The organism is Caulobacter sp. BE264, from assembly GCF_031457805.1.
GTDB lineage: Bacteria > Pseudomonadota > Alphaproteobacteria > Caulobacterales > Caulobacteraceae > Caulobacter.
Genome location: NZ_JAVDXI010000001.1, coordinates 745,756 through 771,748 on the forward strand (window position 1 = coordinate 745,756; position 25,993 = coordinate 771,748).

General features: G+C 66.3%; 21 protein-coding genes and 1 riboswitch. Of the genes, 14 read left to right on the forward strand and 7 right to left on the reverse strand.

Going from position 1 to position 25,993, the window contains the following annotated elements:
* The first annotated feature begins 44 nt into the window (after window positions 1-44).
* Together lipA and J2X45_RS03665 are read left to right on the forward strand one after the other, a co-directional pair.
* Entirely contained in the window at window positions 45-1,022 is a 978-nt protein-coding gene (gene lipA, locus J2X45_RS03660; protein ID WP_096033277.1) for a lipoyl synthase, read from the forward strand.
* A 3-nt stretch (window positions 1,023-1,025) separates the two neighbouring features.
* Window positions 1,026-1,478: a type II toxin-antitoxin system RatA family toxin gene (locus J2X45_RS03665; RefSeq protein WP_310211422.1), complete on the forward strand. Its 453-nt coding sequence runs from the start codon at window positions 1,026-1,028 to the stop codon at window positions 1,476-1,478.
* 4 nt (window positions 1,479-1,482) lie between these two features.
* On the opposite strand, the gene J2X45_RS03670 is transcribed toward J2X45_RS03665, so the two are convergent.
* Entirely contained in the window at window positions 1,483-1,974 is a 492-nt protein-coding gene (locus J2X45_RS03670; RefSeq protein ID WP_310211424.1) for a CinA family protein, read from the reverse strand.
* 38 nt (window positions 1,975-2,012) lie between these two features.
* A complete protein-coding gene (locus tag J2X45_RS03675; RefSeq protein WP_310211426.1) occupies window positions 2,013-3,161 on the reverse strand; it encodes a bifunctional 2-C-methyl-D-erythritol 4-phosphate cytidylyltransferase/2-C-methyl-D-erythritol 2,4-cyclodiphosphate synthase in 1,149 nt (382 codons plus the stop codon).
* Between the two features lie 99 nt (window positions 3,162-3,260).
* Between J2X45_RS03675 and dusB the strand changes: the two genes are divergently transcribed.
* The 8 genes from dusB to hflX all read left to right on the forward strand — a co-directional run bounded on the left by dusB (window position 3,261) and on the right by hflX (window position 13,119).
* Window positions 3,261-4,268, forward strand: coding sequence for a tRNA dihydrouridine synthase DusB (dusB, locus tag J2X45_RS03680; protein WP_310211428.1), 1,008 nt, complete (start codon window positions 3,261-3,263; stop codon window positions 4,266-4,268).
* Window positions 4,265-5,386, forward strand: a complete 1,122-nt coding sequence (locus J2X45_RS03685) for a nitrogen regulation protein NR(II) (protein ID WP_310211430.1) — start codon at window positions 4,265-4,267, stop codon at window positions 5,384-5,386. Before dusB ends, J2X45_RS03685 begins: the two co-directional genes overlap by 4 nt.
* Window positions 5,383-6,804: a sigma 54-interacting transcriptional regulator gene (locus J2X45_RS03690; RefSeq protein WP_310211432.1), complete on the forward strand. Its 1,422-nt coding sequence runs from the start codon at window positions 5,383-5,385 to the stop codon at window positions 6,802-6,804. Before J2X45_RS03685 ends, J2X45_RS03690 begins: the two co-directional genes overlap by 4 nt.
* Before the next feature lie 63 nt (window positions 6,805-6,867).
* Window positions 6,868-9,111 carry a PAS domain-containing sensor histidine kinase gene (locus tag J2X45_RS03695; RefSeq protein ID WP_310211434.1) on the forward strand — a complete coding sequence of 748 codons (2,244 nt, stop codon included), beginning with the start codon at window positions 6,868-6,870 and terminating at the stop codon, window positions 9,109-9,111.
* Window positions 9,108-10,496 carry a nitrogen assimilation response regulator NtrX gene (gene ntrX, locus J2X45_RS03700; RefSeq protein WP_310211435.1) on the forward strand — a complete coding sequence of 463 codons (1,389 nt, stop codon included), beginning with the start codon at window positions 9,108-9,110 and terminating at the stop codon, window positions 10,494-10,496. The genes J2X45_RS03695 and ntrX overlap by 4 nt, the downstream gene beginning before the upstream one ends.
* On the forward strand, window positions 10,497-11,360 hold the full coding sequence (locus tag J2X45_RS03705) for a D-amino-acid transaminase (protein ID WP_310211436.1): 864 nt from the start codon (window positions 10,497-10,499) through the stop codon (window positions 11,358-11,360).
* Between the two features lie 157 nt (window positions 11,361-11,517).
* A complete protein-coding gene (gene hfq / locus J2X45_RS03710; protein ID WP_010919613.1) occupies window positions 11,518-11,766 on the forward strand; it encodes an RNA chaperone Hfq in 249 nt (82 codons plus the stop codon).
* Window positions 11,767-11,778: 12 nt separating this feature from the next.
* Window positions 11,779-13,119 (forward strand): GTPase HflX, encoded by a 1,341-nt coding sequence (gene hflX, locus J2X45_RS03715; protein WP_310211440.1) that lies wholly within the window; start codon window positions 11,779-11,781, stop codon window positions 13,117-13,119.
* On the opposite strand, the gene mazG is transcribed toward hflX, so the two are convergent.
* The 3 genes from mazG to J2X45_RS03730 all read right to left on the reverse strand — a co-directional run bounded on the left by mazG (window position 13,116) and on the right by J2X45_RS03730 (window position 15,808).
* The gene (gene mazG / locus J2X45_RS03720) at window positions 13,116-13,943 is read right to left on the reverse strand and encodes a nucleoside triphosphate pyrophosphohydrolase (RefSeq protein ID WP_310211442.1); all 828 of its coding nucleotides are present in this window, start codon (window positions 13,941-13,943) and stop codon (window positions 13,116-13,118) included. The two genes, hflX and mazG, sit on opposite strands and share 4 nt — an antisense overlap.
* Complete coding sequence (locus tag J2X45_RS03725) at window positions 13,906-15,318, reverse strand: MFS transporter (RefSeq protein ID WP_310211444.1); 1,413 nt, start codon at window positions 15,316-15,318, stop codon at window positions 13,906-13,908. Before J2X45_RS03725 ends, mazG begins: the two co-directional genes overlap by 38 nt.
* Before the next feature lie 253 nt (window positions 15,319-15,571).
* Entirely contained in the window at window positions 15,572-15,808 is a 237-nt protein-coding gene (locus J2X45_RS03730; protein WP_310211446.1) for a hypothetical protein, read from the reverse strand.
* Window positions 15,809-16,192: 384 nt separating this feature from the next.
* Window positions 16,193-16,382: riboswitch (cobalamin riboswitch) on the forward strand.
* 134 nt (window positions 16,383-16,516) lie between these two features.
* On the opposite strand from J2X45_RS03730, the gene J2X45_RS03740 reads away from it, so the two are divergent.
* The gene (locus J2X45_RS03740) at window positions 16,517-18,469 is read left to right on the forward strand and encodes a TonB-dependent receptor domain-containing protein (RefSeq protein WP_310211448.1); all 1,953 of its coding nucleotides are present in this window, start codon (window positions 16,517-16,519) and stop codon (window positions 18,467-18,469) included.
* 64 nt (window positions 18,470-18,533) lie between these two features.
* The gene (locus J2X45_RS03745; protein ID WP_310211450.1) at window positions 18,534-19,988 is read left to right on the forward strand and encodes a cobyric acid synthase; all 1,455 of its coding nucleotides are present in this window, start codon (window positions 18,534-18,536) and stop codon (window positions 19,986-19,988) included.
* Here J2X45_RS03745 and J2X45_RS03750 read toward each other — a convergent pair.
* A complete protein-coding gene (locus J2X45_RS03750; RefSeq protein WP_310211452.1) occupies window positions 19,985-20,560 on the reverse strand; it encodes a DUF2939 domain-containing protein in 576 nt (191 codons plus the stop codon). The genes J2X45_RS03745 and J2X45_RS03750 overlap by 4 nt on opposite strands.
* Window positions 20,561-20,615: 55 nt before the next feature.
* Window positions 20,616-21,686 (reverse strand): alginate lyase family protein, encoded by a 1,071-nt coding sequence (locus J2X45_RS03755; RefSeq protein WP_310211453.1) that lies wholly within the window; start codon window positions 21,684-21,686, stop codon window positions 20,616-20,618.
* 202 nt (window positions 21,687-21,888) lie between these two features.
* On the opposite strand from J2X45_RS03755, the gene J2X45_RS03760 reads away from it, so the two are divergent.
* Both J2X45_RS03760 and J2X45_RS03765 read left to right on the forward strand, forming a co-directional pair.
* Entirely contained in the window at window positions 21,889-22,935 is a 1,047-nt protein-coding gene (locus tag J2X45_RS03760) for a LacI family DNA-binding transcriptional regulator (protein WP_310211455.1), read from the forward strand.
* Window positions 22,936-23,070: 135 nt separating this feature from the next.
* On the forward strand, window positions 23,071-25,932 hold the full coding sequence (locus J2X45_RS03765; protein WP_310211457.1) for a TonB-dependent receptor: 2,862 nt from the start codon (window positions 23,071-23,073) through the stop codon (window positions 25,930-25,932).
* The last annotated feature ends 61 nt before the right edge of the window (window positions 25,933-25,993 follow it).

The following is a 25,993-nucleotide window of genomic DNA, read 5'->3' on the forward strand; positions in this document are numbered from 1 at the left end:
ATCAAGCGCTTGATCCGAAGGGCAAGAAGACCGATTTAGGCGCCATGGCCACGGTGATCGACACGCTGAAGGCTCGCGGCTCGGAAGACCGGGCGGCGCGCCATCCCGAAAAGCAGAACCGCCCGGATACGCCGGTGCTCCGCAAACCGGAGTGGTTACGCGTGCGCGCGCCCGGCTCGGGTCAGTACAACGAGACCAAAGGCATTGTGCGGGAGCACAAGCTTCACACGGTCTGCGAGGAAGCGGCCTGTCCGAACATCGGCGAGTGCTGGAGCCAGAAGCACGCGACCATGATGATCATGGGCGAGATCTGCACCCGCGCCTGCGCTTTCTGCAACGTCACGACGGGCCTGCCCACCCAGCTGGATCCCGATGAACCGCGGCGAGTCGCCGAGGCCGTCGCCAAGATGGGCCTCAAGCACGTCGTCATCACGTCGGTGGACCGCGATGACCTTCTGGACGGAGGCGCGCGCCACTTCGCGGAGGTCGTCACGTCCATCCGGGCCGCCGCTCCGGGGACGACGATTGAGATTCTGACCCCGGATTTCCTGCGCAAAGAGGGCGCCGAGAACGTGGTCATCGACTCCAAGCCGGACGTCTTCAACCACAATCTCGAAACCGTGCCGCGGCTCTATCTCAAGATCCGTCCCGGGGCGCGTTACTACAACTCGCTGCGCCTGCTGGACCGCGTGAAGCAGCGCGATCCCTCCCAGTTCACCAAGTCGGGCCTGATGGTCGGCCTGGGTGAAACCAAGGAGGAGGTCATGCAGGTGATGGACGACATGCGCTCGGCCGGGGTCGACTTCATCACCATCGGCCAGTACCTGCAGCCCACCCGCAAGCACGCGGCGATCGACCGCTTCGTGACGCCCGAAGAGTTCAAGGCCTATGAGGCGATCGCGCGGGCCAAGGGTTTCCTGATGGTCTCGTCCAGCCCACTGACGCGCTCGTCGCACCATGCCGGCGAGGACTTCGCCAAGCTGCAGGCGGCGCGGCGCGCCCTCGACGCTCGCACGGCGTAAGCCTTGCATCGACACGTCGTTTCGAGGGTGCTGCCTTACACGCCCGAGCAGCTGTTCGAGCTGGTCGGCGATGTCGAGACGTATCCGAAGTTTGTCCCGTGGATCACCGGCATGCGGACCTGGAACGGTCGCGTCGACGGGGCGGTCAGCACGGTCGACGCTGAAGCCCAGGTCGGCTTCTCGTTCCTTCGGGAAAAGTTCGCCACGCGCGTTCGACGCGATCGCGACGCCCTCTCGATCGACGTCAGCCTGCTCTATGGTCCCTTCAAGCGTCTCAGCAACGGCTGGCGCTTCGTACCTGACGGCGATGCGACGCGGGTCGAGTTCGTGATCGACTTCGCTTTCAAGTCAGCGCTTCTGGACGCCATGCTGGCGGCGAATGTCGACAAGGCGGCCGGCAAGCTCATCGCCTGTTTCGAAGAGCGCGCGCGTCAGCTGCACGGCGCGCGGGCCTAGCGCCTCAGGCCACCGCTTCCCGGAGCATCTCGAGCGCGGTGCGCACCGCCGCCAGTTGCACGGCCTCGCGGGTCTCTCCGTCGAAGCGCTCGAGGCGATGAACGACAGAGCGGTTGGCGCGGGCGACGGCGAAGTGAACCGTTCCCACGGGCTTCATCGGCGATCCGCCGCCGGGGCCCGCAACGCCCGTGATCGCGACGGCGACATGGCCGTGGCTCTCGCGCAGCGCGCCCTCGGCCATCATCCGCGCGACAGGCTCAGAGACCGCGCCATGGTCGGCGATCAGGTCGCCCGGGACGCCCAGCATCTCGGACTTGGCGCGATTGGTGTAGGTTACAAAGCCGCGCTCGAAGACGTCTGACGCGCCCGAGATCGAGCAGATCGCCCCAGCCACAAGACCGCCCGTACAGCTCTCGGCTGAGACGAGGCGCAGGGACCGCGCACGGGCCTCGTCGATCAGCAGGCGCGCCAGGGTCTGGATTTCAAGCGGGAACATCAGAACCTCCGATCTCGCGAGTTTGCAGACTATCCCAATCAGGCCGGGGTCTCGACCGAGACGACCGCCGACGCCGCCAAGCCCTCGCCGCGGCCGGTGAACCCCATCTTCTCGGTCGTGGTCGCCTTCACACTCACGCGATCAATAGGCAGGGAGAGGATCTCGGCCAGGCGCTCACGCATCGCCTGGCGGTGCGGCTTGATCTTGGGGCGCTCGCAGATCAGGGTCACGTCGACATTGACCAGCGCCCCGCCCTTAGCCGCCACAAGGTCGACCGCATGCTTGAGAAACTGGTCCGACGCCGCGCCCTTCCACTTCGGATCGGTCGGGGGGAAGTGGTCGCCGATGTCGCCTTCACCGATAGCGCCAAGGATCGCGTCGGTCAGCGCGTGCAGGCCCGCATCCGCGTCTGAGTGCCCAATCAAGGTCTCGTCATGCTTGATGGCGACGCCGCAGAGCCAGACTTCCTCGCCAGGCCCCCAACGGTGCGCATCGAAGCCTTGGCCGACACGGGTGACGCGCGCGGCGCCGGCAAGACGTTCGGCCATGGCGAAATCCTCGGGATAGGTCAGTTTGTTCAGGAGCGGATCGCCAGGGATCATGGCGATGCGACCGCCGGCGGCCTCGACCACCTGGGCGTCATCTGTCGGCTCGCCGTCCGCCCATCGGGCGTAGGCGGCCAGCAACCTGTCGCGCGGCGCCGCTTGAGGCGTCTGTGCGCGCCACAGGTGCTCTCGGGAAACGGTCCTGGCTGATGCGTCGGGCGATGCTAGCTTGAGGGTGTCCGCAACCGCCAAGGCGGGCAGGGCGAGATCGGCGTTGGCCAGCGCACGCAGAAGACCGTCAATGATCTTCCGGTTGACGAAGGGGCGCGCGGCGTCGTGGATCAAGACAGACTCGTCGCCAGGGCGCTCGGAGAGCGCGGCAAGGCCTGCCTGGACTGAGAGCGCCCGCGTCGCGCCGCCGAGCGTGGTGCGCCAGCCGCTTAGGCCCGCCAGAACGTCTGTAGCCGCGCTTTCGCCGTCGCGTGTCGTGACAATGATGATCTCCGCCGCGCCTGCGGCGAGGAAGGCCTCAACCGACCAGCGCAACACGGGTTTGCCGGCCAAAAGCCGCCACTGTTTAGCTTGGCCCGGCCCGGCTCTTGTCCCTGAGCCAGCGGCCACGATGACGACGGAAAAACTCATGCGGGCTGTTTAGTCGCGCGCCGCCGCTTGTCCAGTCGATACGGGCTTTACTGCGGCGCACAATATGCCTAAAAAGACGGCTTCGGGGATGATTATAAAATGAGCAAAGCGCTCGATATCGGTGGCGTCGAGGTTCCGGGCCGGGTGTGGATAGCACCCATGACGGGCGTATCGGATCTGCCTTTCAGAGAAACGGCCTCGGCGCTTGGCGCGCCCTATGTGGCCACCGAGATGGTCGCCAGCGCCGAATTTGCGAAGGGGCGTCCCGATGTCGTCCGGCGGGCGGCGGTCGGTGAGGGCCTTCCCCTGACGGTGATCCAGCTGGTGGGTCGCGACGTCGACTTCATGGCGCAAGGCGCGCGGATGGCCCAAGAGGCCGGCGCTGAGATTATCGATTTGAATTTCGGCTGCCCGGCCAAGGAGGTCGCCGCCGGCGCGGCTTGTGGATCAGCTCTGATGCGAGAGCCGGATCTCGCGGAAGCCTTGGTCGCCGCCGCCGTCGAGGCTGTCGACGTGCCGGTGACGGTCAAGATGCGACTGGGCTGGGACATCGACTGCCTCAATGCGCCAGATATTGCGCGGCGCGCCGAAGCCGCCGGGGCCAAGGCCGTCACGGTGCATGGGCGGACGCGCAATCAGTTCTACAAGGGCGTCGCAGACTGGTCGGCCGTTGCGGCCGTTAAGCGCGCGGTCTCCGTCCCGGTTTTGGTCAATGGCGATATCGTCGACGGTGACAGCGCCCGGGAGGCGCTGGAGCAGTCCGGCGCTGATGGGGTGATGATCGGTCGCGGCGTTTATGGTCGGCCCTGGATCGCAGGGGCGATCGAGGCGGCCCTGGAGGGGCGAGGTTTCGAAGAGCCCGCCGCCGAGGAGCGGCTAGCGATCGCGGTCACCCACTTTCGCCGCAGCCTCTCATTCTACGGAGAGCGTCTCGGACTGAAGATGTTCCGCAAGCATCTTGCGTCCTACATCGAGGCGGCGCCGTGGCCGGAAACTGCCGAAGCGCGCCGGGCGGCGCGGGCCAGCTTGTGCAGACTTGAAGATCCCGCCGCCGTGGAACGGGCGTTGCGCGACCTTTGGCTGGTGGGCGGGAGACAAGCCGCATGACTGACCGTGCTCGCGTTCTCGGCGGTCTCGCGACCGAGGCTCTGAAGGCTGCGGCGTTCGATTTGAGCCCAGAGCCGGCTCTCGTCGTCGACCAAGACGGCGGCCTGGTCGCAGTAAACGAAGCTGCAGAGGCCTTGTTCGGCCATGGCCTGTCGCTCCTGGCGCGCGGGCGATTCCGCGCGGCGCTTCCTCCCGGTTCAGTGCTGGTCTCTCTGCTCGATCGAGCGGTGTTCGAAGGCGCTCCGGTTCGGGAGCACGGCGTCGAGGTCAATCTCTTTGGCCAACCGCCCTTCGAGGCGGATGGCGCGGCGGTTCCGTTGGGCGATGGCTCAGTGCTGCTGACCCTGCACGTCAAGGGCGTGCTTGGCGTGGACCGCAGCGCCGACGCGGCGGGGCTTCGCTCGGTGGTGGGCCTTGGCAAGATGCTGGCACACGAGATCAAGAATCCGCTGGCCGGCATCCGCGGCGCCGCGCAGTTGCTGAAGACCGGCGCGAGCGCGGTTGACCAGCCCCTGGCGCAGTTGATCGTCGATGAGACGGACCGGATCAGACGCCTGGTGGATCGCATGGAGGCGTTCTCAGAGCAGGCGCCGACGTCTCGGGAGCCCGTCAACATCCACCAGGTGCTGGATCGGGTCCGCGCCTTGGTGGCGAATGGCGTCGCCGACGGCCTCACGCTCAAGGAGAGCTATGATCCCTCGTTGCCGCCGGTCTGGGGCGACGAGGATCACCTGATCCAGATTTTCCTGAACCTGATGAAGAACGCAGCCGAGGCCGCGCACATGCGCGGCGACGATCGCGGCGTGTTGTCGATTCATACGGCGTGGCGGCCCGGCGTCCGTGTCCGCGGCGCTGACGGAAAAGCCGCCAGCGGCGCGCCAATCGAGGTTCGTGTGATCGACAACGGACCGGGCGTGCCATCCACCCTGCGCGACCATCTCTTCCAGCCGTTTGTCACCACCAAGTCTAACGGGACAGGGCTCGGCCTGGCCTTGGTCACAAAATTAGTCACCGCGCACGGCGGTTTGATCGATTTCGAGTCTGAGCCCGGCCGCACCGTCTTCCGCGTGTTGTTGCCTGTTGCCCCTGAAGTCAGTTCCGGAGACGTCCGAGCATGAACGCCGCGAGCAAGAAAATCCTGATCGCCGACGACGACAGCTCGGTCCGTCTCGTCCTCAGTCAAGCCTTCACCCGCCTGGGTTACCAAGTTCGGGCCACTGGCAACGCCACCACTCTTTTGAAGTGGGTGACCGATGGCGAAGGGGACCTTGTTGTCACCGACGTGATGATGCCCGACGAAAACGTCTTCGACGTTTTGCCGCGAATCCGGAAAGAGCGGCCGAAGCTACCGATCATCGTGATGAGCGCGCAGAACACGCTTCTCACGGCCGTCAACGCTGCTGACGCTGGCGCCTTCGAGTATGTCTCCAAGCCCTTTGATCTGGACGACGTCACCGCTGCGGCGCGTCGAGCCCTGTCGCGGCCAGCGGACACCGAAGCCTCGAAGGCGCAGGCGCGTGCGATGCGCGACGAGCGCCTGCCTCTCATCGGCCGTTCGGCGCCCATGCAAGAGGTCTATCGCACGATCGCGCGGCTGGTCGGCGCGGACCTGACGGTCCTGATCCTCGGCGAAAGCGGAACGGGCAAGGAGCTGGTGGCGCGCGCGCTCCACGAGCTAGGCCGCCGCCGCGATGGGAAGTTCGTGGTGATCAACCTCGCCGCCGTCCCGCGCGAGCGCGTCGAGGCCGAGCTCTTCGGGCGCGGGGAGGGCGACAACGGTCGCCTGGTCGAGGCCGACGGCGGCACGCTGTTCCTCGACGAGATTGGCGACATGCCGCTCGACGCCCAGACCCGCCTGCTGCGTGTGATCGATGGCACCGAGCCGGTGATCAACCCGAAGACCGGGCGGCGCCCAAATGTTCGGATCATCGCCGCGACCAACCGTGATCTGCGGGGCCTGATCCAGCAGGGACTGTTCCGCGAGGATCTGTTCTTCCGGCTCAACGTCGCGCCCGTCCGTTTGCCGCCGCTGCGCGATCGCGCCGAAGACATTCCCGATCTGGCGCGGACTTTCCTGCTCCGGGCTGCGCGCGAAGGGCTGCCTGCCAAGACGATCGATCAGGGCGCTCTGGACCGTCTCAAGAGCCACCCGTGGCCCGGAAATGTTCGTGAACTCGAAAACCTGATGCGACGGATGTGCGCGCTCTACGCCGAAGAGCTGATCACAGCGCGTATCGTCGACAGAGAATTGCAAGACCACGCGCCGGCGGTTCGAGCGGATGAGGGTCCGGTCACGTTGTCGATGCTGGTCGAGCGTCACCTGGCGTCGCACTTCGCCGATCAGCCCGACGGCGTTCCCGCGCCAGGCCTCTATGATCGCATTCTGGAGGAGGTGGAGCGCCCCCTGATCCAGCTGACGCTCTCCGCGACCCGTGGGAACCAGGTGCGAGCCGCCGAGATCCTCGGCCTGAATCGCAACACGCTCCGCAAGAAGATCCAGGATCTGGGAGTGGAGATGACCCGGGGGCGTCGCTGAAGTTGCAGCTTTCTTGGCACATAACTGTTGAATTTGAGCCACACGCTCCTAAACTCGTGAGCGATGTCTTCAGTGGCTTATGCGACGGGATCCGATAGTCCGCCGACCCGGTTTAGCCGGGCCTGGTGGCGGGGGGTTTTGCGGTCGCGCTACCTGATCGGTGGTGGCTACGCGCTGGCGGTGATCCTGACCGTCGCCGGCGTGGCCCTGGCCTCGTCGCCGCCGCGAACCGACTCGATCGGCGCCGCCAGCACGGTGATCCTGGTCGTTCTGGGCTTCAATCTGGTCCTCATTTTAGGCGTGGCGACCGTCGTCGGGCTCCGGCTCTACGAGCTGATCGACGCGCGGGCGAGCGACGCCGGGGCGCGGCTGCACTTGCGGTTCGTGGGCCTGTTTTCGCTGGCGGCGGTCGCGCCCGCCGTGATCGTCGCCCTGTTCTTTGGCGTGCTGGTCAATCGCGGGGTCGACGGCTGGTTCAGCGAGCGTGTCCAGACCGTGGTCGGCAACTCGGCCAAGGTCGCCAACTCCTACGTCGAGCAGCAGAAGAACTACATTTCCGAGCATATCGGACCGATGGCGACCAGCCTGAACCAAGCGGCCCCAGCGCTGGCGCAATCGCCCGTCGCCTTTGGTCATTTCCTCGCCGGCCTGACGCAGGACAACGGCTTCTCCGCCGCCTATGTGCTTGATCGCGACGGCAGAATCCTCGCCCGCACCGAGTCGGAAGGCGCGCCGCCATTCCTGGCGCCGCCACCGGCAAGCTTCGATTGGGCCGACGGCGGTGAGGCGAGCGCGCAGCGCTTCGTTTCGACCGACCTTTTCCGCACCCTCTATAAGCTCAAGGGCTTCGACGACGGCTATCTCTACGTCGTTCGGCCGATCGAGAAGGGCATTCTCAATCACCTGATCGAGACCCAGGACGCGCTGATCTCGTATCGTGACGCCGAGCGCAGTCGGGGGCGTATACAGGCGATCTTCGGCTTGAGCTACCTCGAGACAGCCCTGCTCGTCCTCGTGGCCGCCATCTGGGTGGGGATCGCGGCTGCGAACTCGATCGCCGGGCCTGTGGCGGGGCTCGTCGAGGCCGCCGGGCGCGTGTCTGGGGGCGATCTCGACGCGCGGGTGGAAGTCGAAAGAGGCCCCGAAGAGATCCGGGCGCTCTCAAACGCCTTCAACATGATGACCAGCGAGCTACAGCTGCAACAAGCGGCGCTGAAGGCCGCGAGCCTGGATGCAGAGAGTCGTCGACAGTTCATCGAGACAGTGCTCTCAGGCGTCAGCGCGGGCGTTGTCAGCCTGGATGATCGCGGCAAGATCTCGGCCGTAAACCGACGCGCGGTGGCGTTGCTTGGTCTGCCGAACGACGCGATTGGCGTCGATCTGATCGCGCTGGCTCCCGAGTTCGAAACGGTCATGACCGCGCTGTTGGAAAGCCGGCCCGATACGGACGTCGAGGTCGACATCATGCGCGAAGGGGAGACTCGGCGCTTGCGGGTGCGCGCGGCAGGCCATTTCGCCGAAGGGCTGGTGCTCACCTTCGATGACATAACGCGCCTCGTGGCGGCCCAGCGGAACGCCGCCTGGAAGGATGTCGCGCGACGGATCGCTCACGAGATCAAGAATCCCCTGACCCCGATCCAGCTGTCGGCTGAACGCCTGCGACGCAAGTATCGCAAGGAGATCGCCAGCGATCTCGAGACCTTCGATCGCTGCACCGACACCATTATCCGACAGGTTGGCGATATCGGGCGGATGGTGGACGAGTTCTCGGCCTTCGCCCGGATGCCGGCGCCGCGCTTCGAGCCCGCGAACCTGACTGAAATGCTGCGGCAGGCGGTCTTCGCCCAACGGTTCCAGGACGCCGAGATCGAGGTCAAGCTTGAGGAGCCGGGCGACGGGGATGTCTGGATCACGAGCGACGAGCGCATGATCGGTCAGGCGCTGACGAACATCCTCAAGAATGCTGGCGAGGCGGTCGGCGCCCGACGGGTGAACGAACCCGAGCTCCGTGGGCGCATCATGGCGACCCTCGTCTGGGACGGTGAGGAGCTCTGCGTCACGATCGAGGACAACGGCGTGGGCTTACCCGCCAAGGATCGGGACCGCTTGACCGAACCCTATGTGACCACCCGCGAGAAAGGCACGGGCCTTGGCCTGGCCATCGTCAAGCGGATCATGGAGGACCATGGCGGCAGCCTGGCCCTCGTCGATGCGCGCGAACCGCCTGGCGCGCGCGTCGTCATGAAGTTTCCAACGACCGCGCGCCTGCCCGTCGCGGCCCAGAGTGGCGTTGAGGAGATGATATGAGCGCCGACGTTCTAGTGGTGGATGACGAGGCCGATATCCGGGACCTCGTGGCCGGCATCCTCGAGGATGAGGGCTACGCCGTCCGGACGGCTGCGGATTCCGATCAGGCCCTCGCGGCGATCCGCGCGCGCAAGCCCGCGTTGCTGGTTCTGGACATCTGGATGCAGGGCGGCGGCATGGACGGGCTGGAACTGCTCGACATGGTCAAGGCGCTGGACGCTGACCTGCCCGTCATCATGATTTCAGGACACGGCAATATCGAGACGGCCGTGAGCGCGATCAAACGGGGCGCCTATGAGTTCTTGGAAAAGCCCTTCAAGTCCGACCGCCTTCTTCTGGTCGTCGAGCGCGCGCTGGAGGCCGCCGGCCTTCGTCGGGAAAACCGCCGGCTCCGCGCGCAGACGCTGGCGCCGGATGGTCTGATCGGCAAGTCTGCGGCTGCGCAAGCTTTGCGCCAGCTGATCTTGAAGGTCGCGCCGGCGAATAGCCGGGTTCTCGTGTCCGGTCCGCCCGGCTCGGGCAAGGAGCTGGTCGCACGCCTGATCCATGGCGCGAGCGCTCGCGCCCGGCAGGAGTTCGTCGCAGTCAGTGCTGCGGGCATGGCTCCAGAGCGGCTGGATGTGGAGCTCTTTGGCGAAGAAGGCGAGGGCGGTCGGCCCCGCAAGATCGGCGTCTTCGAACGCGCGCATGGCGGAACGTTGTATCTCGACGAGGTGGCGGACATGCCTCGCGAGACTCAAGGCCGGATCCTGCGTGTCCTGGTGGAGCAGCGCTTCCGTCGGGTCGGCGGCGACAACGATGTGCAAGTGGACGTGCGGGTCATATCGTCGAGTTCGCGCGATCTGCGAGACGAGATCGCGGCTGGCCGGTTCCGGGAGGACCTTTTCCATCGCCTCAACGTGGTGCCCGTGCGCGTGCCGGGTCTTGCAGAGCGGCGAGAGGATATTCCGGAGCTAATCACCTACTTTGTCGATCGTATCAGCGAGGCCACGGGACTGGCCCGGCGCCGGCTTGGGGAAGACGCTCTGGCCACGCTCCAGGTCCAGACCTGGCCCGGAAATGTGCGCCAGCTGCGCAATAACGTCGAGCGCATGCTGATCTTGGCCTCCGGCGAGCCGGGCGACTTGATCACCGCCGAGATGCTGTCTGGTTCGGAACAGCCCAGCGCCGGCAACGCCGGTGCGATCGGCGCGGAGCGGATCATCGCCTTGCCCTTGCGGGAGGCGCGGGAACTCTTCGAGCGGGAGTATCTGAACGCGCAGATCCTGCGGTTTGGCGGGAACATCTCGCGCACGGCCAATTTCATCGGCATGGAGCGCTCAGCGCTGCACCGCAAGCTGAAGTCCCTGGGCGTTTCGGGCGCCCGGGGTGACGAGGAAGAATAGATGTCGCGTTTCGCCTATGTGAACGGCCGCTTTGTCCGCCATGGCGAGGCTGCGGTGCATATCGAGGATCGCGGCTACCAGCTCGCCGACGGCGTCTACGAGGTCTGGGCGGTTTTTGACGGCAAGCTGGCGGACGCGGAAGGCCACTTCGCACGCCTGTGGCGCAGCCTTGATGAGCTGCGGATCGCCCATCCGATGAGCGAGGCAGCATTGACAATGGTCCTGCGCGAGGCGGTGCGGCGCAACAAGGTCCGTGAAGGCCTTTGCTATCTTCAGGTGACGCGAGGCGTCGCGCGGCGCGATCATGCCTTCCCGAACCCAGCGGTTCTCCCGTCCGTCGTCGTGACCGCTCGGTCGCTTGATCGCGCCGCCAGCGAGGCCAAGGCGGCGCTGGGCGCTTCGGTCATCTCCGTGCCGGAGAACCGCTGGGGCCGTTGCGACATCAAGTCGATCGGTCTCCTGCCGAACGCCCTGGCCAAGCAGGCCGCCCGCGAGCGCGGCGCGATCGAGGCCTGGTTTGTCGATGACATGGGCTTGGTCACCGAAGGCGCATCGTCCAACGCCTGGATCATTGATGCGGACGGCGTGCTGCGAACCCGCGACACCAACGCCAACATCCTGCGTGGCGTTACGCGCTATACGCTCCTGGATGTGATCCGGGAGAGCGGCCTGACGGTCAGCGAAAAGCCCTTCACCATCGCCGAGGCTCAGGAGGCCAAGGAGGCTTTCATCACCGGCGCGGGCTCGCTGGTGACCTCGATCGTTCAGGTGGACGGGGTGACGTTGGGCGACGGAAAGCCAGGCCCCGTGGCGAAACGCCTTCGTGCGCTCTATATCGAGAAGGCGCGCCAGAAAGCCGTCTGAGATCGGAACAATCTCCGGACTTGGCGGTCCTCGGGCGCAAGGCTGGATGGAATTTTTCGCTGCGAGCGTGTCGCTTTCGGCGAAAAATGATCTAGCATGATCCTGTTTGTGTGGGGGGCGTGTGGCCCTCCGAGAACAATGAGAGGGGAACCCCCGTATGTCCGCCGAGAAGAAGCAGAACCTTCAAGACACCTTCCTGAACAGCGTTCGCAAGTCGAAGACGCCGCTCACCATCTTCCTCGTCAATGGCGTCAAGCTGCAGGGCGTGGTCAGCTGGTTCGACAATTTCTGCGTCCTGCTGCGTCGCGACGGCCAGTCGCAACTGGTCTACAAACACGCCATTTCCACCATCATGCCGGCTCAACCCGTTCAGCTCTATGAGCCGAGCGCCGACGCCGACGACTGACCCTAGAGCCGTTTGTCCAAATCCATTTCCAAGTCGATTGACCACGCTGCGCCGATCCTGAAGGCGCTCGTGATCCATCCCTCGCGTCCTTTGCGCGGCCAGGCGGCCCTCGAAGCCCGGGATCCCAACGCCCGGCTCGAGGAGGCCGTCGGCCTCGCGGTGGCGCTTGACCTCGACGTCGTGGAGGCGCTGGTCGCGCCCCTGCGCGTCGTCACGCCCGCCACCCTGTTCGGCAAGGGCAAGGTCGAGGAGTTCGCCTCCATCTGCGAGGTCGAGCACGTCGACGTCGCGGTCTTCGACGACCAGCTCACGCCCATCCAGCAGCGCAATCTCGAAAAGGCGCTGAAGGTGAAGGTCGTCGACCGCACCGGCCTGATCCTCGAGATCTTCGCCCGCCGGGCCCGGACCCGCGAGGGCCGTCTGCAAGTCGAACTGGCCAGGCTGGAGTACGAGCGCTCGCGCCTCGTGCGGACCTGGACCCACCTGGAGCGCCAGCGCGGCGGCACCGGCTCGACCGGCGGCCCGGGCGAAACCCAGATCGAAATCGACCGCCGCCTGATCGCCGGCACGATCCTCAAGCTCAAGAAGGAGCTCGAGGAAGTCCGCCGGACGCGGACGCTTCACCGCAGCGCCCGCAAGAAGGTTCCGTACCCGACCGTCGCCCTGGTCGGCTACACGAACGCGGGCAAGTCCACGCTGTTCAATCGGCTGACCGAGGCCGAGGTTCTGGCCAAGGACATGCTGTTCGCCACGCTGGATCCGACCCTTCGCACCGTGAAGCTGCCGGACGGTCGCCCGGCGATCATGTCCGACACGGTGGGCTTCATCTCCGACCTGCCGCACGAGCTGGTCGAGGCCTTCCGCGCCACCCTTGAGGAGGTGCAGGAGGCCGACGTCGTGCTGCACGTTCGTGACGTCGCCAATCCCGACAGCGAGGCGCAGGCCCGCGACGTCGAGACCGTGCTGTCCGAACTGGGTGTCACGTTCGACGAGGGCAAGACCGTCGTCGAGGTGTGGAACAAGGTGGACCTGCTCTCGGAAGACGATCGCGAGATCGTCGAGGGCCAGGCCCGGCGCAATGACGCCTCGGCGGTTTCGGCGGTCACGGGCGAGGGCTGCGAAGCCTTGCTGCGCCGGATCGCCGGCCTCATCGACGACTCGCCGCCGGTGGAGGTGAGTCTCGCCGCGCAGGACGGCCAGGCTCTGGCCTGGATCTATCGCAACGGCCGCGTGCTCAGCCGCTATGACGGCCCAGCCGGGGAGGTGACCTTGGTCGCCCGCCTCGATGCCCAGGCCCTGGGCCGGTTCGAGCGCCAGTTTCCGGGCGCGCAGGTTTCGGCGGCGGTCGACTAAGGCGCTTTCTCCGCCGCTTTCGCATCGTTCCAGAGCGCGTCCATTTCGGCCAGATCAGACTGGTCGGGCGCCTTGCCGCGCTTGGCCAGTTCGGTCTCGACGAAGCCGAAGCGGCGCGTGAACTTGGCGTTGGTGGCCCGCAGGGCGTCCTCGGGATCCACGTCCAGCTTGCGAGCCAAGTTGGCGCAGACGAAGAGGATGTCGCCCAGCTCCTCGCGCGCCTTGGCCAGGTCGCCGGCTTCGATCTCGACCGCGATCTCTTCGGTCTCCTCGCGTAGCTTGTCGAGCACCTCATGGGCCGTCGGCCAATCGAAGCCGACGCGGGCGGCGCGCTTGGTCAGCTTCACCGCGCGGGTGAGGGCGGGCAGGCCGGTCGGCACGTCGTCCAGCACGCCCGTCTTGGCCTTGGCCTGCCGTTCCTGCGCCTTCAACTGCTCCCAGCCGGCGACCTGGTCCGAGAGGGTCTCATAGGCGTGATCGCCGAAGACGTGCGGGTGGCGGCGGATCATCTTGTCGGAGATGGCGCGCGCCACGTCCGTGATGTCGAAGGCCCCTTGCTCCTGCGCCATGCGCGAGTGGAACACCACCTGCAGCAGAAGGTCGCCCAGCTCCTCCTTCAGGTCCGAAAGATCGCCGCGCTCGATGGCGTCGGCGACCTCATAGGCTTCCTCGACCGTGTAGGGCGCGATGGTCGCGAAGGTCTGCTCCAGATCCCACGGGCAGCCGCCCTGAGGGTCCCGCAGTTTCGCCATGATCTCGATCAGGGCGAACAGCGGGTGCTGGTCGTCACTCGGCGGGGCCAAGGGCGGCGTTTGAGGGGACATGCGAATCCGAGGGGCCTGAGGACTTGGAAGCGTCCGCCGCCGCCGCGTCCCGCGCCGCAAGCTGGCGCTGGATTTCGGCGAGGCGGGTCGCGTCCAGCGGATAGCGCATCATGATCGCAGCGACCACCAGTCCCAGCACGGCCGGCGCGATCGCGTACATGCCGATCAGGGCCGCATCGCCCTCGGGGGTGGACACCTTGGGATCAAAGCCCATCCAGCCCAGGGCGATGAACACCGCCACCGCCAGGGCGTAGCCCAGCTTCACCGTGCCGGTGACGATGGCGTAGAGCAGGCCGGTCTTGTCGACGCCGCTCTCCAGGCGCTCCTCGTCGCCGATGTCGGCCATCATCGAACGCACCAGCACCGGCGCGGCGGAGTAGGGCAGGCCGGCCAACACCAGCAGGAACATGCCCATCACCGAGCTTCCGGCCGGCATGAACATCGCGGCGACCTGGACAAAGGCGTAGACGATGGCGGCGACGACGAGCGCCTTGTGCTTGCCCAGCTTCTTGGCCAGAAGCGGCCAAAGCGGCGCGCCCGCCAGAGCGGCCAGGAAATAGACCAGCAGCAGCACGCCCGCCTGGGTCTTGTCGAAGCCCTTGATCCGCTCGAAGAAGAACAGGAACAGCGTGCCGGCGATCCCGGGGGCCAGGCCCATCAGAAGGTCGGCGAACAGCAGACGCTGCACCGAAGGCCGCATCAGCAGTCGCCAGTATTGCGCCAGGCCGGTCTTGCCGTGCTGGGGCGGGGCCGCTGGTTCCTTCACGGTCATGACGGCGAGCAGCACCGTGATCGGCAGCAGAATGACGATGAACCAGCCCATGGCCCGGACGCTGTCGATGTGGTCGCCCTTGAGCACGCCGGTGATGAAGGGCGGCAGGCACAGCACCAGGATCATCCCGACGACGTTCGCCGCCTGCCACCAGCCATAGACGCGCGAGCGTTGCTCGTAGTCGCTCGACAGCACCGCGCCCCAGGCGGTCTGGGACAGCACCACGATCGAGTAGCCGCCGTAGAGCACCGCGAGCCAGAACCAGAGATAGAGCGAGCCGACACCCGGTTCAGCCATGAACAGCGCGTAGCAGCCTGCGGTCAGAATCGGCGCGCCGATCAGCATCCAGGGGCGAAAGCGCCCCATCCGCATGCGGGTGCGATCCAGCAGGCCGCCGAAGAGGGGGTCGAACAGGATGTCGATCAGCTTGACGATCAGGAACGCCGAACCGACGACGGTCAGCGAAAGGCCCAGCGAGTTGATGTAGTATTCGGGCAGATAGACCACGAGCGGCAGGCCCATGGCCGCAACCGGAATGCAGGGCGCGGCGAACGCCGCCAGCGTCCACGAAGACGCCTTCTGAGGAGACTGGGCCTCGGACATACTCAAACTTCTCCCCGCGCCGTTGATCGCGCTTTCAAACGAGTGTGCGAGGATTATCCGGCCAGCGCTAGCCTGTTCCTCGATATGAGCACGGCGCCGCCGCTTCACGCGGCCGACCGCTGAAGGGATGGAAAGGGACGCGGAGCGCCGGACGTTCGTCCGGAGTGTGAGAGTTGAATACCGTTTCGACGAAGCTCGACGCTCCGCGCAGCCGTTATCCGTCCGCGTCCCGTCAGGTGGCCCTGTTCAAGCCTTACCGGGACCCGAGCGCTTGGTTTCCCAGACGCTCGACGGTCGGAGAGGACGAGCCACTACAGGCTAAGACACATCCTTTTGCCTCCAACCACGCCGACGGCGGGCGGGTGAGCCCAGCAAGCTCAGCCCCGGACCGTCCGAGTATCCCCCTCGAACCTGTCCCCGCTCGACCGCCCCCCGCCGCCGCAAATGGTCGCTGGCCATGCGCCCTTTCTTCGCGACGAGGTGGGACCATTGTGCGGACGGTTTGGCGGGGGATGCGTCGATTTTGGATGGGCCCGAGGTTGAGCAGGCTAAGGCGTTGATTGTGTTGGGTCGGGAAGGCGACGATCCCCGTGCGATAACGGGGATTGGGGTGTCTGGCGCTTACGTTGCGAAGCGGACGTCGCCAATGTCGGTGAAGGGTGGAAGTCGGACACGCCGCAGGCCCCCACCGGACCATGCTTCGCATGGTCGTCCGCCCCCTGGGGGGCAGAAGGTTCGCGCTACTTCTTCCCCCTCCGGGGTAGGAGCGCCGAAGGCGCGGAGGGGGCAAGAATGGGTCGTGAACAGAACCCAGGCCTGCGCCCGCAAAGCCAGTCACCCAACCTCCACATTGACCGTGTGCGGCGCAGCCTATAGCTCTGGCCCCGCGTCAGGTTCCTCGCGAGAGGATGAATAGGGAACGAGGTTGAAGACCTCGGCTGCCCCCGCAACTGTAAGCGGCGAGCTTCGCGTCACATGCCACTGGGCCCCAAAGGCCTGGGAAGGCGACGCCCAGAAGCATTGACCCGTGAGCCAGGAGACCTGCCCGGCGCAGTCGTTCATCGCTCGGCCGGGGTGCGCCGAACGAACGGGATCTCCCGAGAAACGACAGTCAACAGGCCGCGCGGCGGCCTGAGCGTCCGCGTCTTCGCGGGCGTTCGGGATGTCGTGTGGGTCGTTCATAACGGGAAGACTGAACATGATCCGAGCCCTTTTGAGCTCCACCGCCCTGGCCACCGCGCTGATCGCCGCGCCCGCCTTCGCCGACGACCAGAAAGCCCCCGAGGCCGACGTCGCCGGCGCGGCCGGCGCCAACGGCGTCGCCGAGCTGGTAGTCACCGCCACCCGCACCGCCCAACCGATCGAGAAGGTCGGCGCGTCGGTGACCGTCCTGACCGAGCCGGTGATTCAGGCCAGCCAGGCGATCTCGGTCACCGAACTGCTCGCCCAGACGCCCAGCGTCACCTTCGCGCGCAACGGCGGCGTCGGCTCGGCGACCAGCCTCTACATCCGCGGCGCGGAGAGCCATCACACGGTCGTGCTGATCGACGGCGTGAAGCTGAACGATCCGTCGTCCACCCAAGGCGGCTTCAACAGCGGCAACCTGCTGGTGGGCGACGTCTCGCGCATCGAGGTGCTGCGCGGCGCCCAATCCACGCTTTGGGGCAGCCAGGCGATCGGCGGCGTCGTCAACATCGTCACGGCCGAACCGACCACGCCGCTTACGAGCACGCTGTCGGCCGAGGCTGGCGCGCGCAAGACCGGCTATCTGCGCGGCGCCGTCGGCGGCGCTTCGGACAAGGTCACCTGGCGCGTCGCGGGCGGCTACTACACCACCGACGGCTTCTCCTCGTACAAGCTGGGCCAAGAGAAGGACGGCTATCAGAACACGGGCCTGTCGGGCCGTCTGCGGGTGAAGCTGAGCGACGCGGTTTCGGTGGAGACCCGCGCGGTCTATTCGCGCGGCAAGAATGACTTCGACGGCTTCAACACCGACAGCCCCGAGTTTGGGCGCACCAAGGAGCTGGTGGTCTATCAGGGCCTGAACGCCGCCCTGCTGGACGGCCGCTGGAACAACCGCGTCGGCTTTGCCTACACCGACACCGACCGCCAGAACTACAATCCTGCCCGCGCCGCCGTGCCGATGACGTTTGACGCCGCCGGCAAGAACAAGCGCTGGGAGTATCAGGGCGTCTTCGCGATCACCGAAACCTGGACCGCCACCTTCGGCGCCGAGAGCGAGCGCTCGCGCATGCGCACCCGCTCGCCGTCGGTCGCGAATCCGAACGTGGCGTTCCGCACCGGCAAGATCAGCGCCGACAGCCTGTATGGCCAACTGCAGGCCGAAATCGCGCCGGGCCTGACTGTGACCGGCGGTCTGCGCTACGAGGACCACGACGCCTACGGCGCCCACACGCTGGGCCAGGTCGGCGCGGCCTGGGCGCTGAACGACAACGCGACGGTGCTTCGTGCGGGGTACAACCAGGGTTTCCGGGCGCCGGGCCTCTATGAGCTGTTCAGCGAGTACGGCAACGCCGTGCTCTCGCCCGAGGAGTTCGACAGCTGGGAAGCCGGGGTCGAGCAGCGCTTCCTGGAAGGCAAGGTCCGCGCCTCAGCCACGGTCTTCCACCGTGAGGCCGACAACGAGATCCGCTTCTTCTCGTGCGCGTTCGGCGCGACCGACTCGATGTGCGCGCCGGGCGGGGTCTTCCGGTTCGGCTACTACCGCAACCTCCAGAAGACCAAGGCGCAAGGCCTGGAGCTGATCGCCGAGGCGCGCCCGACCGCGCGCCTGACGGTCACCGGCAACTACACCTATACCCAGGCCGAACTGGCGGCGGGCGCCAATGACGGCAAGCAGCTGTCGCGTCGTCCGAAGAACCTGGCCAATCTGTCGGCGACCTATCGCTGGCCGGTCGGCCTCTCGACGACGGTGGCGGTCCGCCATGTGGGCAAGACCTACAACAACGAGGCCAACACTGTGGCGGTCTCAAGCTACGCCACCGTGGACCTGCGGGCGTCCTATCCGATCAGCGACACCCTCGAGGTCTACGGCCGGGTCGAGAACGCCTTGGACAAGGACTATCAGACCATCCTGAACTACGGCACGCCGGGCCGTGGCGCGTTCGTGGGTCTGCGGGCGCGCTTCTAAACTGAGGAGGGGCGGGGAACTGTGTTCCTCGCCCCTGGCTCATTCGCGTGAGGGAGACCAGCGTATGGCCGCCTTGATGATCCAGGGCTGCGGCTCGGATGTCGGAAAGTCGGTGCTGGTCGCCGGCCTGTGCCGGGTGTTCGCCAATCGCGGCTTCGCCGTGCGGCCCTTCAAGCCTCAGAACATGTCGAACAACGCCGCCGTCACCGCTGACGGCGGCGAGATCGGCCGCGCTCAGGCCTTGCAGGCGATCGCCTGCCGGACGCCGCCGACGGTCGACATGAACCCCGTGCTGCTCAAGCCGCAAAGCGATGTCGGCGCCCAGGTCGTCGTACGCGGCCGGATGGCGGGGTCTTGGGCGGCCCGTGGCTATCAGGACCATAAGGCCAGCCTCTTGCCCACGGTGCTGGAGAGCTTTCGCACGCTCGAGCGCCAAAGCGATCTCGTCGTTGTCGAGGGGGCCGGCAGCCCGGCCGAGATCAATCTGCGGGCCGGCGACATCGCCAATATGGGCTTCGCCCGCGCCGCCGATGTGCCGGTCGTCCTGGTCGGCGATATCGACCGGGGCCATGTGATCGCCGCCTTGGTGGGGGCGCACGCCGTGCTCGATCCGGAAGATCGGGCGATGATCAAAGGCTTTTTGATCAACAAGTTTCGCGGCGATCCGGCGCTGTTCGACGACGGGCGGCGCGCCATCGTGGAGCGCACCGGCTGGACGGATCTGGGCATGGCGCCGTGGCTGGCGGCGGCGCGGCGGCTGCCGGCCGAGGACGCGGTTGTACTGGACGCGCTGCCGGCGGGGCGGAGCGGTAAGGTTCGTATCGTGGTTCCGATGTTGTCCCGCATCGCCAATTTCGACGAGTTCGACGCGTTGCGCGCCGAGCCTGGCGTCGAGTTCGCCTTCGTGCCGCCTGGCGCGCCCCTGCCGGGCGATATGGATCTGGTGATCCTCCCCGGCACGAAGGCGACGCGCGCGGACCTCGATTTCGTTCGTGTCCAGGGTTGGGACATCGACCTGCGCGCTCATCTGCGTCGCGGCGGCCGGGTGCTGGGGATCTGCGGCGGCTACCAGATGCTGGGGCGGCGGGTGGCCGATCCTGAAGGCGTCGAGGGTGCGCCGGGCGCTTCGGAAGGTCTTGGCCTGCTCGACGTCGAAACCGTCATGACCAGCGACAAGACGCTGCGGCCGGTGGCGGGGCGGCTCCAGGGCGGCGCGCGCTTCGAAGGCTATGAGATGCACGTGGGTCGCACCACGGGCGCGGCGCAGCCGATGCTGACCTTCGACACGGGCGAGGCGGACGGCGCCGTCTCGACGGATGGGCGCGTCAGCGGCTGCTACGTCCACGGCCTGTTCGATGGCGGTGAGGCCCGCGCGGCCTTGCTGTCGGCGCTGGGCGCCACGTCTGACGCCGTTGATCAAGCCCGCCGTGTGGACTTGTCCCTGGATGAGATCGCCGCCGCCCTAGAAACCGCGTTCGACATACCCGCCCTGGCGAAACTCGCCGGCCTCTCGCTCTAGGTCGCTTGCGAAAGGTCGATCCGCACCAGCTTCCAGCGGAAGAGACCCTGGCGCTCCAGGGTGAGGCCGAACGCGGGCTCATCGGGCTTGGCCTTGTCGCGGTAGGTCGCCTTGAAACGATCCAGCCCCTCATAGCCGTAGCGAATCTCGGTGTCGGACTTGGCGCGCGGCTTGGCGGTCTCGACGCGCGGCCCCTGATCGGAGGGCGATATCTTCGCCGGCGCGCGGCTGGTGGCGACCATTTCCGCGATGGCGTCCGGCGTGGCGAAGCCGTCGACGGCCTTGTCGACCACGCCGATCATCAGGAGCTGGCCGAACGCGGCGAACGGATTGTCGCGCAGTTCCGGGTCCTGCTCGACCGCCCGGGTCATCGCCGCCTTGAGCTGGGATTTCAGGCTGTCACGAACGGCGGGGAAGTCGACAAGGCGTTCCAGTTTGGCGCGGTCGCCGGTCTTGGCGGCTTTGGTGAGGCTATGCAGCGCCAGCACTGGCGAGGCGAAATAGGCCGCAACGAAAGCGACCAAGACCAGGCCGATGGCCCCGCCGGTCAGGATACGCTTGGCACGAGTCATGACGTCCTCCTGGCCCGATTGGGTCAGAGCCGGGCGGGGCGGTCAACCGATGGCGCTACCCGGCCGGGGCGCGGGAAGCGCGAAGGATCTCGATCCAGACAGGCGGCCGCTTGCCCGTTCGCCTTACCAAATCTTCGCGGAGCGCGAGGAACCGTGCGTCCAGAAGGCTGGCCAGGCTGTAGGTCCCGACGCCGTTGGCGACGTCCCAGGCGTGCGGCGCGTACTCCTTCTGGCCCGACGCGGCGCGGTCTCGGTCGAACTGGATCTTGGAGTTGGCGAACTCGATGTGGGTCTTGTCGCCCCGCGCATAGGCGGCAAGCCAGTCAAGCGATTTGGGTAAGCTGGAATCCTCCGCGCTGGTCCACCCGAACCAGTCCTCGCCGTGGGCCTGGGCAGCCAGGGCGGCCATCATCAGCGGATCCAGGTTGTAGGTCACATAGTGCAGGGCGTCGCGCTCGTGGAAATCGTACGTCGACCCGTCAGCGTAGAGATTGACGCCGATCTGCTTGCGAAAGGCCTGCCGCGCTCGGGCGATGACGGCGGCCTCGCCGGTCTGGTAGGCGGCCAGGGTCGCCAGCTTGATCCGGTGGCTCTGCCAGTTGGTTTCAGCGTTGCGCGGCCCTGCGTCCATGGCGTCGAGATAGCCGATCGCCATCTTGCACCAGAAGGCGTCGAGCTTGGTCTGGGTCGACGGCGCCAACTCGGTGCGCGTCAGGTCGTAGGCCATGATCAGGGTGTCGAAACCCGTCTCGTCGATCGGGTTGAACGACATCTGATAAACGTCCGCCCAGGCCTCCAGATAGCGCCCCGTGGCGTCCAGGAAGCGACGGTCCCCGGTCAGGCGCCAGGCGATGGCGAGGTTGAGGACGATCGGCTGATCCTGCTTGGCCCTGATGCTGATGTCGCGGATGCCATGGCCAGGCAAGGTGCCTTCGGTGTGCAGGCGGGGCAGGGGGGCCGGAGGACGGTCGACCGTTTCCAGCGCTCGGGCGACGACCGCCTCGCGCAGCGCGGGGGCGAGGGGTCCTTGGCCGAAGGTTTTTCCCAGGATCGCGAACTCCGCAGCGTGCGCCGCGACCGGCGTCAAAAACGCGGCGGCCAAGATGGCGAGCCCCTTGGTTCTCATGGCGATCTCCCAACACAGCTCGTCACGAAAGCCGCGAGCCTGACGAAAGATATCTGGCCACTGGTACGATCTGTCAATAATTGGTCATGCCAATAAATGAAAATTGGCAAGCTCAGATCCGCGCCGTACCTCGCGGGCGTTGAGCGGCTTGTGTTGCTCTGCTTTCCTGACCATCTTCCCGGCGCTCGGAGGGGGAGCCCATTTGACGACCAAGAGACCCACAATCGACGATGTCGCCCGGCTGTCGGGCGTGGCGCGCGTGACGGTCTCGCGGGTGCTCAACGGCGGGCCTAACGTGCGCGACGAGGTCCGCGCTCGGGTCATGCAGGCGGTGGAGACCCTCGACTACAAGGTCAATCCGCAGGCGCGCAGCCTCGCGGGCGGGGCCAGCCGGCTGCTGGCCTTCGTCTTTGCGTCTGACCCCGAAAACGAGCCGAACTCCTACTATGAATCGGCGCTGGAACTGGGCGCCCTGCGGGCCTGCCTGGCGCTGGGCTATCAGGTTCTGGTCCAGAACGTGCCGCAGCAGACCCCGGATCGTGAGAAGCGGATCCTGGACCTGATCACGACCCAACGCTGCGAGGGCCTGATCCTGTCGCCGCCCTATAGCGACGACGTCGCGCTGATCGAGGCGGCGCTCGCGCAAGGTTGTAAGGTCGTGACGGTCTCTCCCGGCGGACCTGGACGCGGCAAGGCCGACGGCGTCGGCGTCGACGACGAAGCCGGCGGTTACGACATGACCCGCGAACTCCTGCGCCTGGGTCATCGACGATTCGGCTTTATCGCCGGTCTTGAGGGACACCTTTCCGCCGATCGCCGCCTCAAGGGCTTTCGCAAGGCGCTCGCCGAGCAAGGGTTGGGGGAGGGCGACTCTGTCGTCGTGCGCGGGGATTTCACCTTCCGCTCTGGCACCCGACTGGCGCCGGAGCTTCTCGACCATCCGCTCAAGCCCACCGCGCTGGTTTGCGCCAATGACGACATGGCGGCGGGCGTGCTGTCCGCCGCCCACGCGCGGGGCCTGAGCATCCCGCAGGACCTGTCGATCACGGGCTTCGATGACGCCCCGGTCGCCGGCATCGTCTGGCCGCCGCTGACCACCGTGCATCAGCCGGTGAAGGTCCTGGGACAGCGCGCCGTCGAGCTTCTGGTGGCGCGCCTGACCGGGGTGAACGTCTCCAACGCGGCGGTCTTCGACGAGCTTGAGCACGCCGTCGTCACGCGGCAAACGACGACTGTCCCCCGCCTCTAGATCGACTGATCTTGACAACGTTGTCGCTCATAGCGCAATTGGAAGCGCTTCCATAGAGGCGCTTTCACGGCTATTGAGCCTGACAACGAGAACGATACGTCGCCGCAGCAGGGCGAGATCAGAGGGGGAGAGCTAATGCGAAACCGCACCAACAGCGGCGCGCGTCCGTCCAACAAGCGATTCTACGGCACGGCTTCGGCCGCCGCGATCACCCTGGCTCTGGCCGGGTCGGGCGCCGCCTGGGCGCAGACCGCGCCCCAGACGACCACGCCCGAAGATGACGCCGTCGAAGCCATCGTGGTGACCGGCATCAAGGCCGGCATCCAGAACTCGATCAACATCAAGAAGAACGAAACCTCGATCGTCGAGGCCGTCTCGGCTGAAGACATCGGCAAGCTGCCGGACGTTTCGATCGGCGAGTCGATCGCGCGCCTGCCGGGCCTGGCCGCCCAGCGCGTCAACGGCCGCGCCCAGGTGATCTCGATCCGGGGTCTTGCGCCGGACTTCACCACGACGCTGCTGAACGGCCGACAGCAGGCCAGCTCGGGCGACAACCGCGCCGTCGAGTTCGACCAGTATCCGTCGGAACTGCTGTCCAGCGTGGTGATCTACAAGACGCCGGACGCCCAGGTCTCGGGCATGGGCCTGTCGGGCACGGCCGACCTACGCACCGTCCGCCCGCTCGAGTTCGGCAAGCGCGCCCTTGCGGTCAACATCCGCGGCGAGAAGACCGCCGGCAAGAAGCTGAATGACGACGTCAGCAATTGGGGCGGCCGCTACAGCGCCAGCTACATCAACCAGTTCGCCGACGGCACGTTCGGTGTGGCGCTCGGCTACGCCCACCTGGATTCCCCGTCGCAGGTGAAGCACTACAAGGCCTACGGCTACGAAGCCTTCGGCTTCGCCGTCACGCCCGACAGCGCCGACAACGCTCTGATCCTCAACGGCCAGGAGCTTTTCGCGACCTCGCGCCTGAACAAGCGCGACGCCGTCATCGGCATCTTCGAGTACCAGCCGAACGACCAGATCCACTCCACCCTGGACCTCTACTATTCGACCTTCCGCCAGAAAGAGACCACGCGCGGCGCGCAATGGTTCTCGAACGGTTGGGCCGACAACGCGACCTTCACCAACGTCAAGACCGAGGACCTGGGCGGCTCCCAGTTCGCCCGCAGCGGACTGCTGAACAACGCGGTCCCGCAGTTGCGCAATGACTACAACACCCGGATGGACCAGCTGTTCGCGGCGGGTCTAAACAACGAATTCCAGCTTTCCGAGCGCACCAAGCTTGTCGCCGATCTGTCCTATTCCTCCAATAAGCGGAAGGAACAGATCATGGAAACCTACGCGGGCTATGGCCGCGGCGTCGGCGGCGTGACCCCGAGCACGCCGAACATCGGCCGGGTGTTCGACAAGATCGGCTTCCAGGTCGCCGACAACGGATTCTCGCAATACGACGAAGGCTTCAACTACGCCGACGCCAGCAAGGTGACGCTGGGCGACCGCGCCCCCTGGGGCGGCTGGGGCCACGACGGGGCGATCCGCTTCCCGCACGTGAAGGAAGACGTCACCACGATCGACGTTCACCTCGAACACGACATGGACGGCTTCATCACCCAGGTCAGCGCGGGCGTGAACCACACCAAGCGCGACAAGGGCAAGACGGTCTCGGACAACGACCTGTTCCTGAAGAACGCCCGTCAGCAGGTCTATGTCGACGCGGCCGATCTCGTGGATCCGACCCAGCTGGGCTTCGCCGGATTTGGCGGGGTTCTCAGCGTCAACATCGGCGACGTCTGGCGCAAGTACTATAACTGGGCGCCGATCCTCGACGCCAACTACTACGACAAGACCTGGGACATCACCGAGAAGGTTACGACCTTCTTCGCCCGCACCAACTTCCAGGCCGGCGACCTGCGCGGCAACCTGGGCGTTCAGGTGGTCAAGCAGGAGCAGGCCTCGTCGGGCGTCGTGATCAACGGCACCGAGCCGGGCAAGCCGATCACGCCCAGCAAGATCGCGGTCAAGGACGACTACACCGACGTCCTGCCCAGCATGAACCTGATCTACGACCTGGGCGGTGGCCATCGCCTGCGCTTTGCGTTGTCCAAGACCATGGCGCGTCCGCGCATGGACGACATGCGGGCCAACGTCACGCCCGGCTTCAATTCGCTGGTCTGTTCGGGCCAACCCTGCGCACCGGGCACGACGGTTAATCCGTGGTCGGCCAGCGGCGGCAACCCGAACCTGAAGCCCTGGATGGCCAAGGCGGCTGACCTTGCCTACGAGTGGTACGTCAGTCCCGCGACCTACGTCTCGGTGGCCGGCTTCTACAAGAAGCTCGACACCTACATCTATTCGCAAAGCGGCAAGTTCGACTTCACTGGCATCCCGCTGCCGACGACGGCGACGGCGATCCCGCCGGGCATCACCATCAGCCCGATCGGTCAGATCACCCTGCCGGCCAACGGCAACGGTGGCGTGGTCAAGGGTCTGGAGTTCAGCGGCGCGGTGGATCTTGGCCAGTTCGCCGACCTGCTGAAGGGTTTCGGCATGCAAGGCAGCCTGTCGCTGACCAAGTCGAACCTGAACCCCACCACCAGCACCGACCCCAAGCAGAAGGTCCGCATTCCGGGCTTGTCGGGTACGGTCTACAACGTGACGGGCTATTACGAGCGCGCCGGCTTCCAGGCGCGGATCAGCCAGCGCTATCGCTCGGCCTTCAAGGGCGAGGTCGTGCAGCTGTTCGCCACACGCGGCTTCACCGAGATCCTGGCCGACAAGCAGGTCGACGCCCAGATCGGCTACACCTTCCAGGACGGGCCGATGGAGAACCTGGGCCTGTTGCTGCAGGTCAACAACCTGACGAACTCGCCGTACCGGACCCGTCTGGGCCTGGATGGCGGCGGCACCAAGACCAGCGGCGGCGGCGCGCTGCCGGAAACCTACGAAAAGTACGGCCGCCAGATCCTGTTCGGCGTGAACTATCGGTTCTAGGCAAGGGGCTGAACGGGCCGCTCTCCCCAGCGGACCTGTTCGCCAGGCAAGAACCCATCGG

Excerpts from the sequence above, each read along its gene's own strand:
- lipA (WP_096033277.1), top strand. The coding sequence starts at position 45 with ATGGCCACGGTGATCGACACGCTGAAGGCTCGCGGCTCGGAAGACCGG.
- J2X45_RS03670 (WP_310211424.1), bottom strand. The coding sequence starts at position 1,974 with ATGTTCCCGCTTGAAATCCAGACCCTGGCGCGCCTGCTGATCGACGAG.
- J2X45_RS03675 (WP_310211426.1), bottom strand. The coding sequence starts at position 3,161 with ATGAGTTTTTCCGTCGTCATCGTGGCCGCTGGCTCAGGGACAAGAGCC.
- dusB (WP_310211428.1), top strand. The coding sequence starts at position 3,261 with ATGAGCAAAGCGCTCGATATCGGTGGCGTCGAGGTTCCGGGCCGGGTG.
- J2X45_RS03685 (WP_310211430.1), top strand. The coding sequence starts at position 4,265 with ATGACTGACCGTGCTCGCGTTCTCGGCGGTCTCGCGACCGAGGCTCTG.
- J2X45_RS03690 (WP_310211432.1), top strand. The coding sequence starts at position 5,383 with ATGAACGCCGCGAGCAAGAAAATCCTGATCGCCGACGACGACAGCTCG.
- J2X45_RS03695 (WP_310211434.1), top strand. The coding sequence starts at position 6,868 with ATGTCTTCAGTGGCTTATGCGACGGGATCCGATAGTCCGCCGACCCGG.
- ntrX (WP_310211435.1), top strand. The coding sequence starts at position 9,108 with ATGAGCGCCGACGTTCTAGTGGTGGATGACGAGGCCGATATCCGGGAC.
- J2X45_RS03705 (WP_310211436.1), top strand. The coding sequence starts at position 10,497 with ATGTCGCGTTTCGCCTATGTGAACGGCCGCTTTGTCCGCCATGGCGAG.
- hfq (WP_010919613.1), top strand. The coding sequence starts at position 11,518 with ATGTCCGCCGAGAAGAAGCAGAACCTTCAAGACACCTTCCTGAACAGC.
- mazG (WP_310211442.1), bottom strand. The coding sequence starts at position 13,943 with ATGTCCCCTCAAACGCCGCCCTTGGCCCCGCCGAGTGACGACCAGCAC.
- J2X45_RS03725 (WP_310211444.1), bottom strand. The coding sequence starts at position 15,318 with ATGTCCGAGGCCCAGTCTCCTCAGAAGGCGTCTTCGTGGACGCTGGCG.
- J2X45_RS03730 (WP_310211446.1), bottom strand. The coding sequence starts at position 15,808 with ATGGTCCCACCTCGTCGCGAAGAAAGGGCGCATGGCCAGCGACCATTT.
- J2X45_RS03740 (WP_310211448.1), top strand. The coding sequence starts at position 16,517 with ATGATCCGAGCCCTTTTGAGCTCCACCGCCCTGGCCACCGCGCTGATC.
- J2X45_RS03745 (WP_310211450.1), top strand. The coding sequence starts at position 18,534 with ATGGCCGCCTTGATGATCCAGGGCTGCGGCTCGGATGTCGGAAAGTCG.
- J2X45_RS03750 (WP_310211452.1), bottom strand. The coding sequence starts at position 20,560 with ATGACTCGTGCCAAGCGTATCCTGACCGGCGGGGCCATCGGCCTGGTC.
- J2X45_RS03755 (WP_310211453.1), bottom strand. The coding sequence starts at position 21,686 with ATGAGAACCAAGGGGCTCGCCATCTTGGCCGCCGCGTTTTTGACGCCG.
- J2X45_RS03765 (WP_310211457.1), top strand. The coding sequence starts at position 23,071 with ATGCGAAACCGCACCAACAGCGGCGCGCGTCCGTCCAACAAGCGATTC.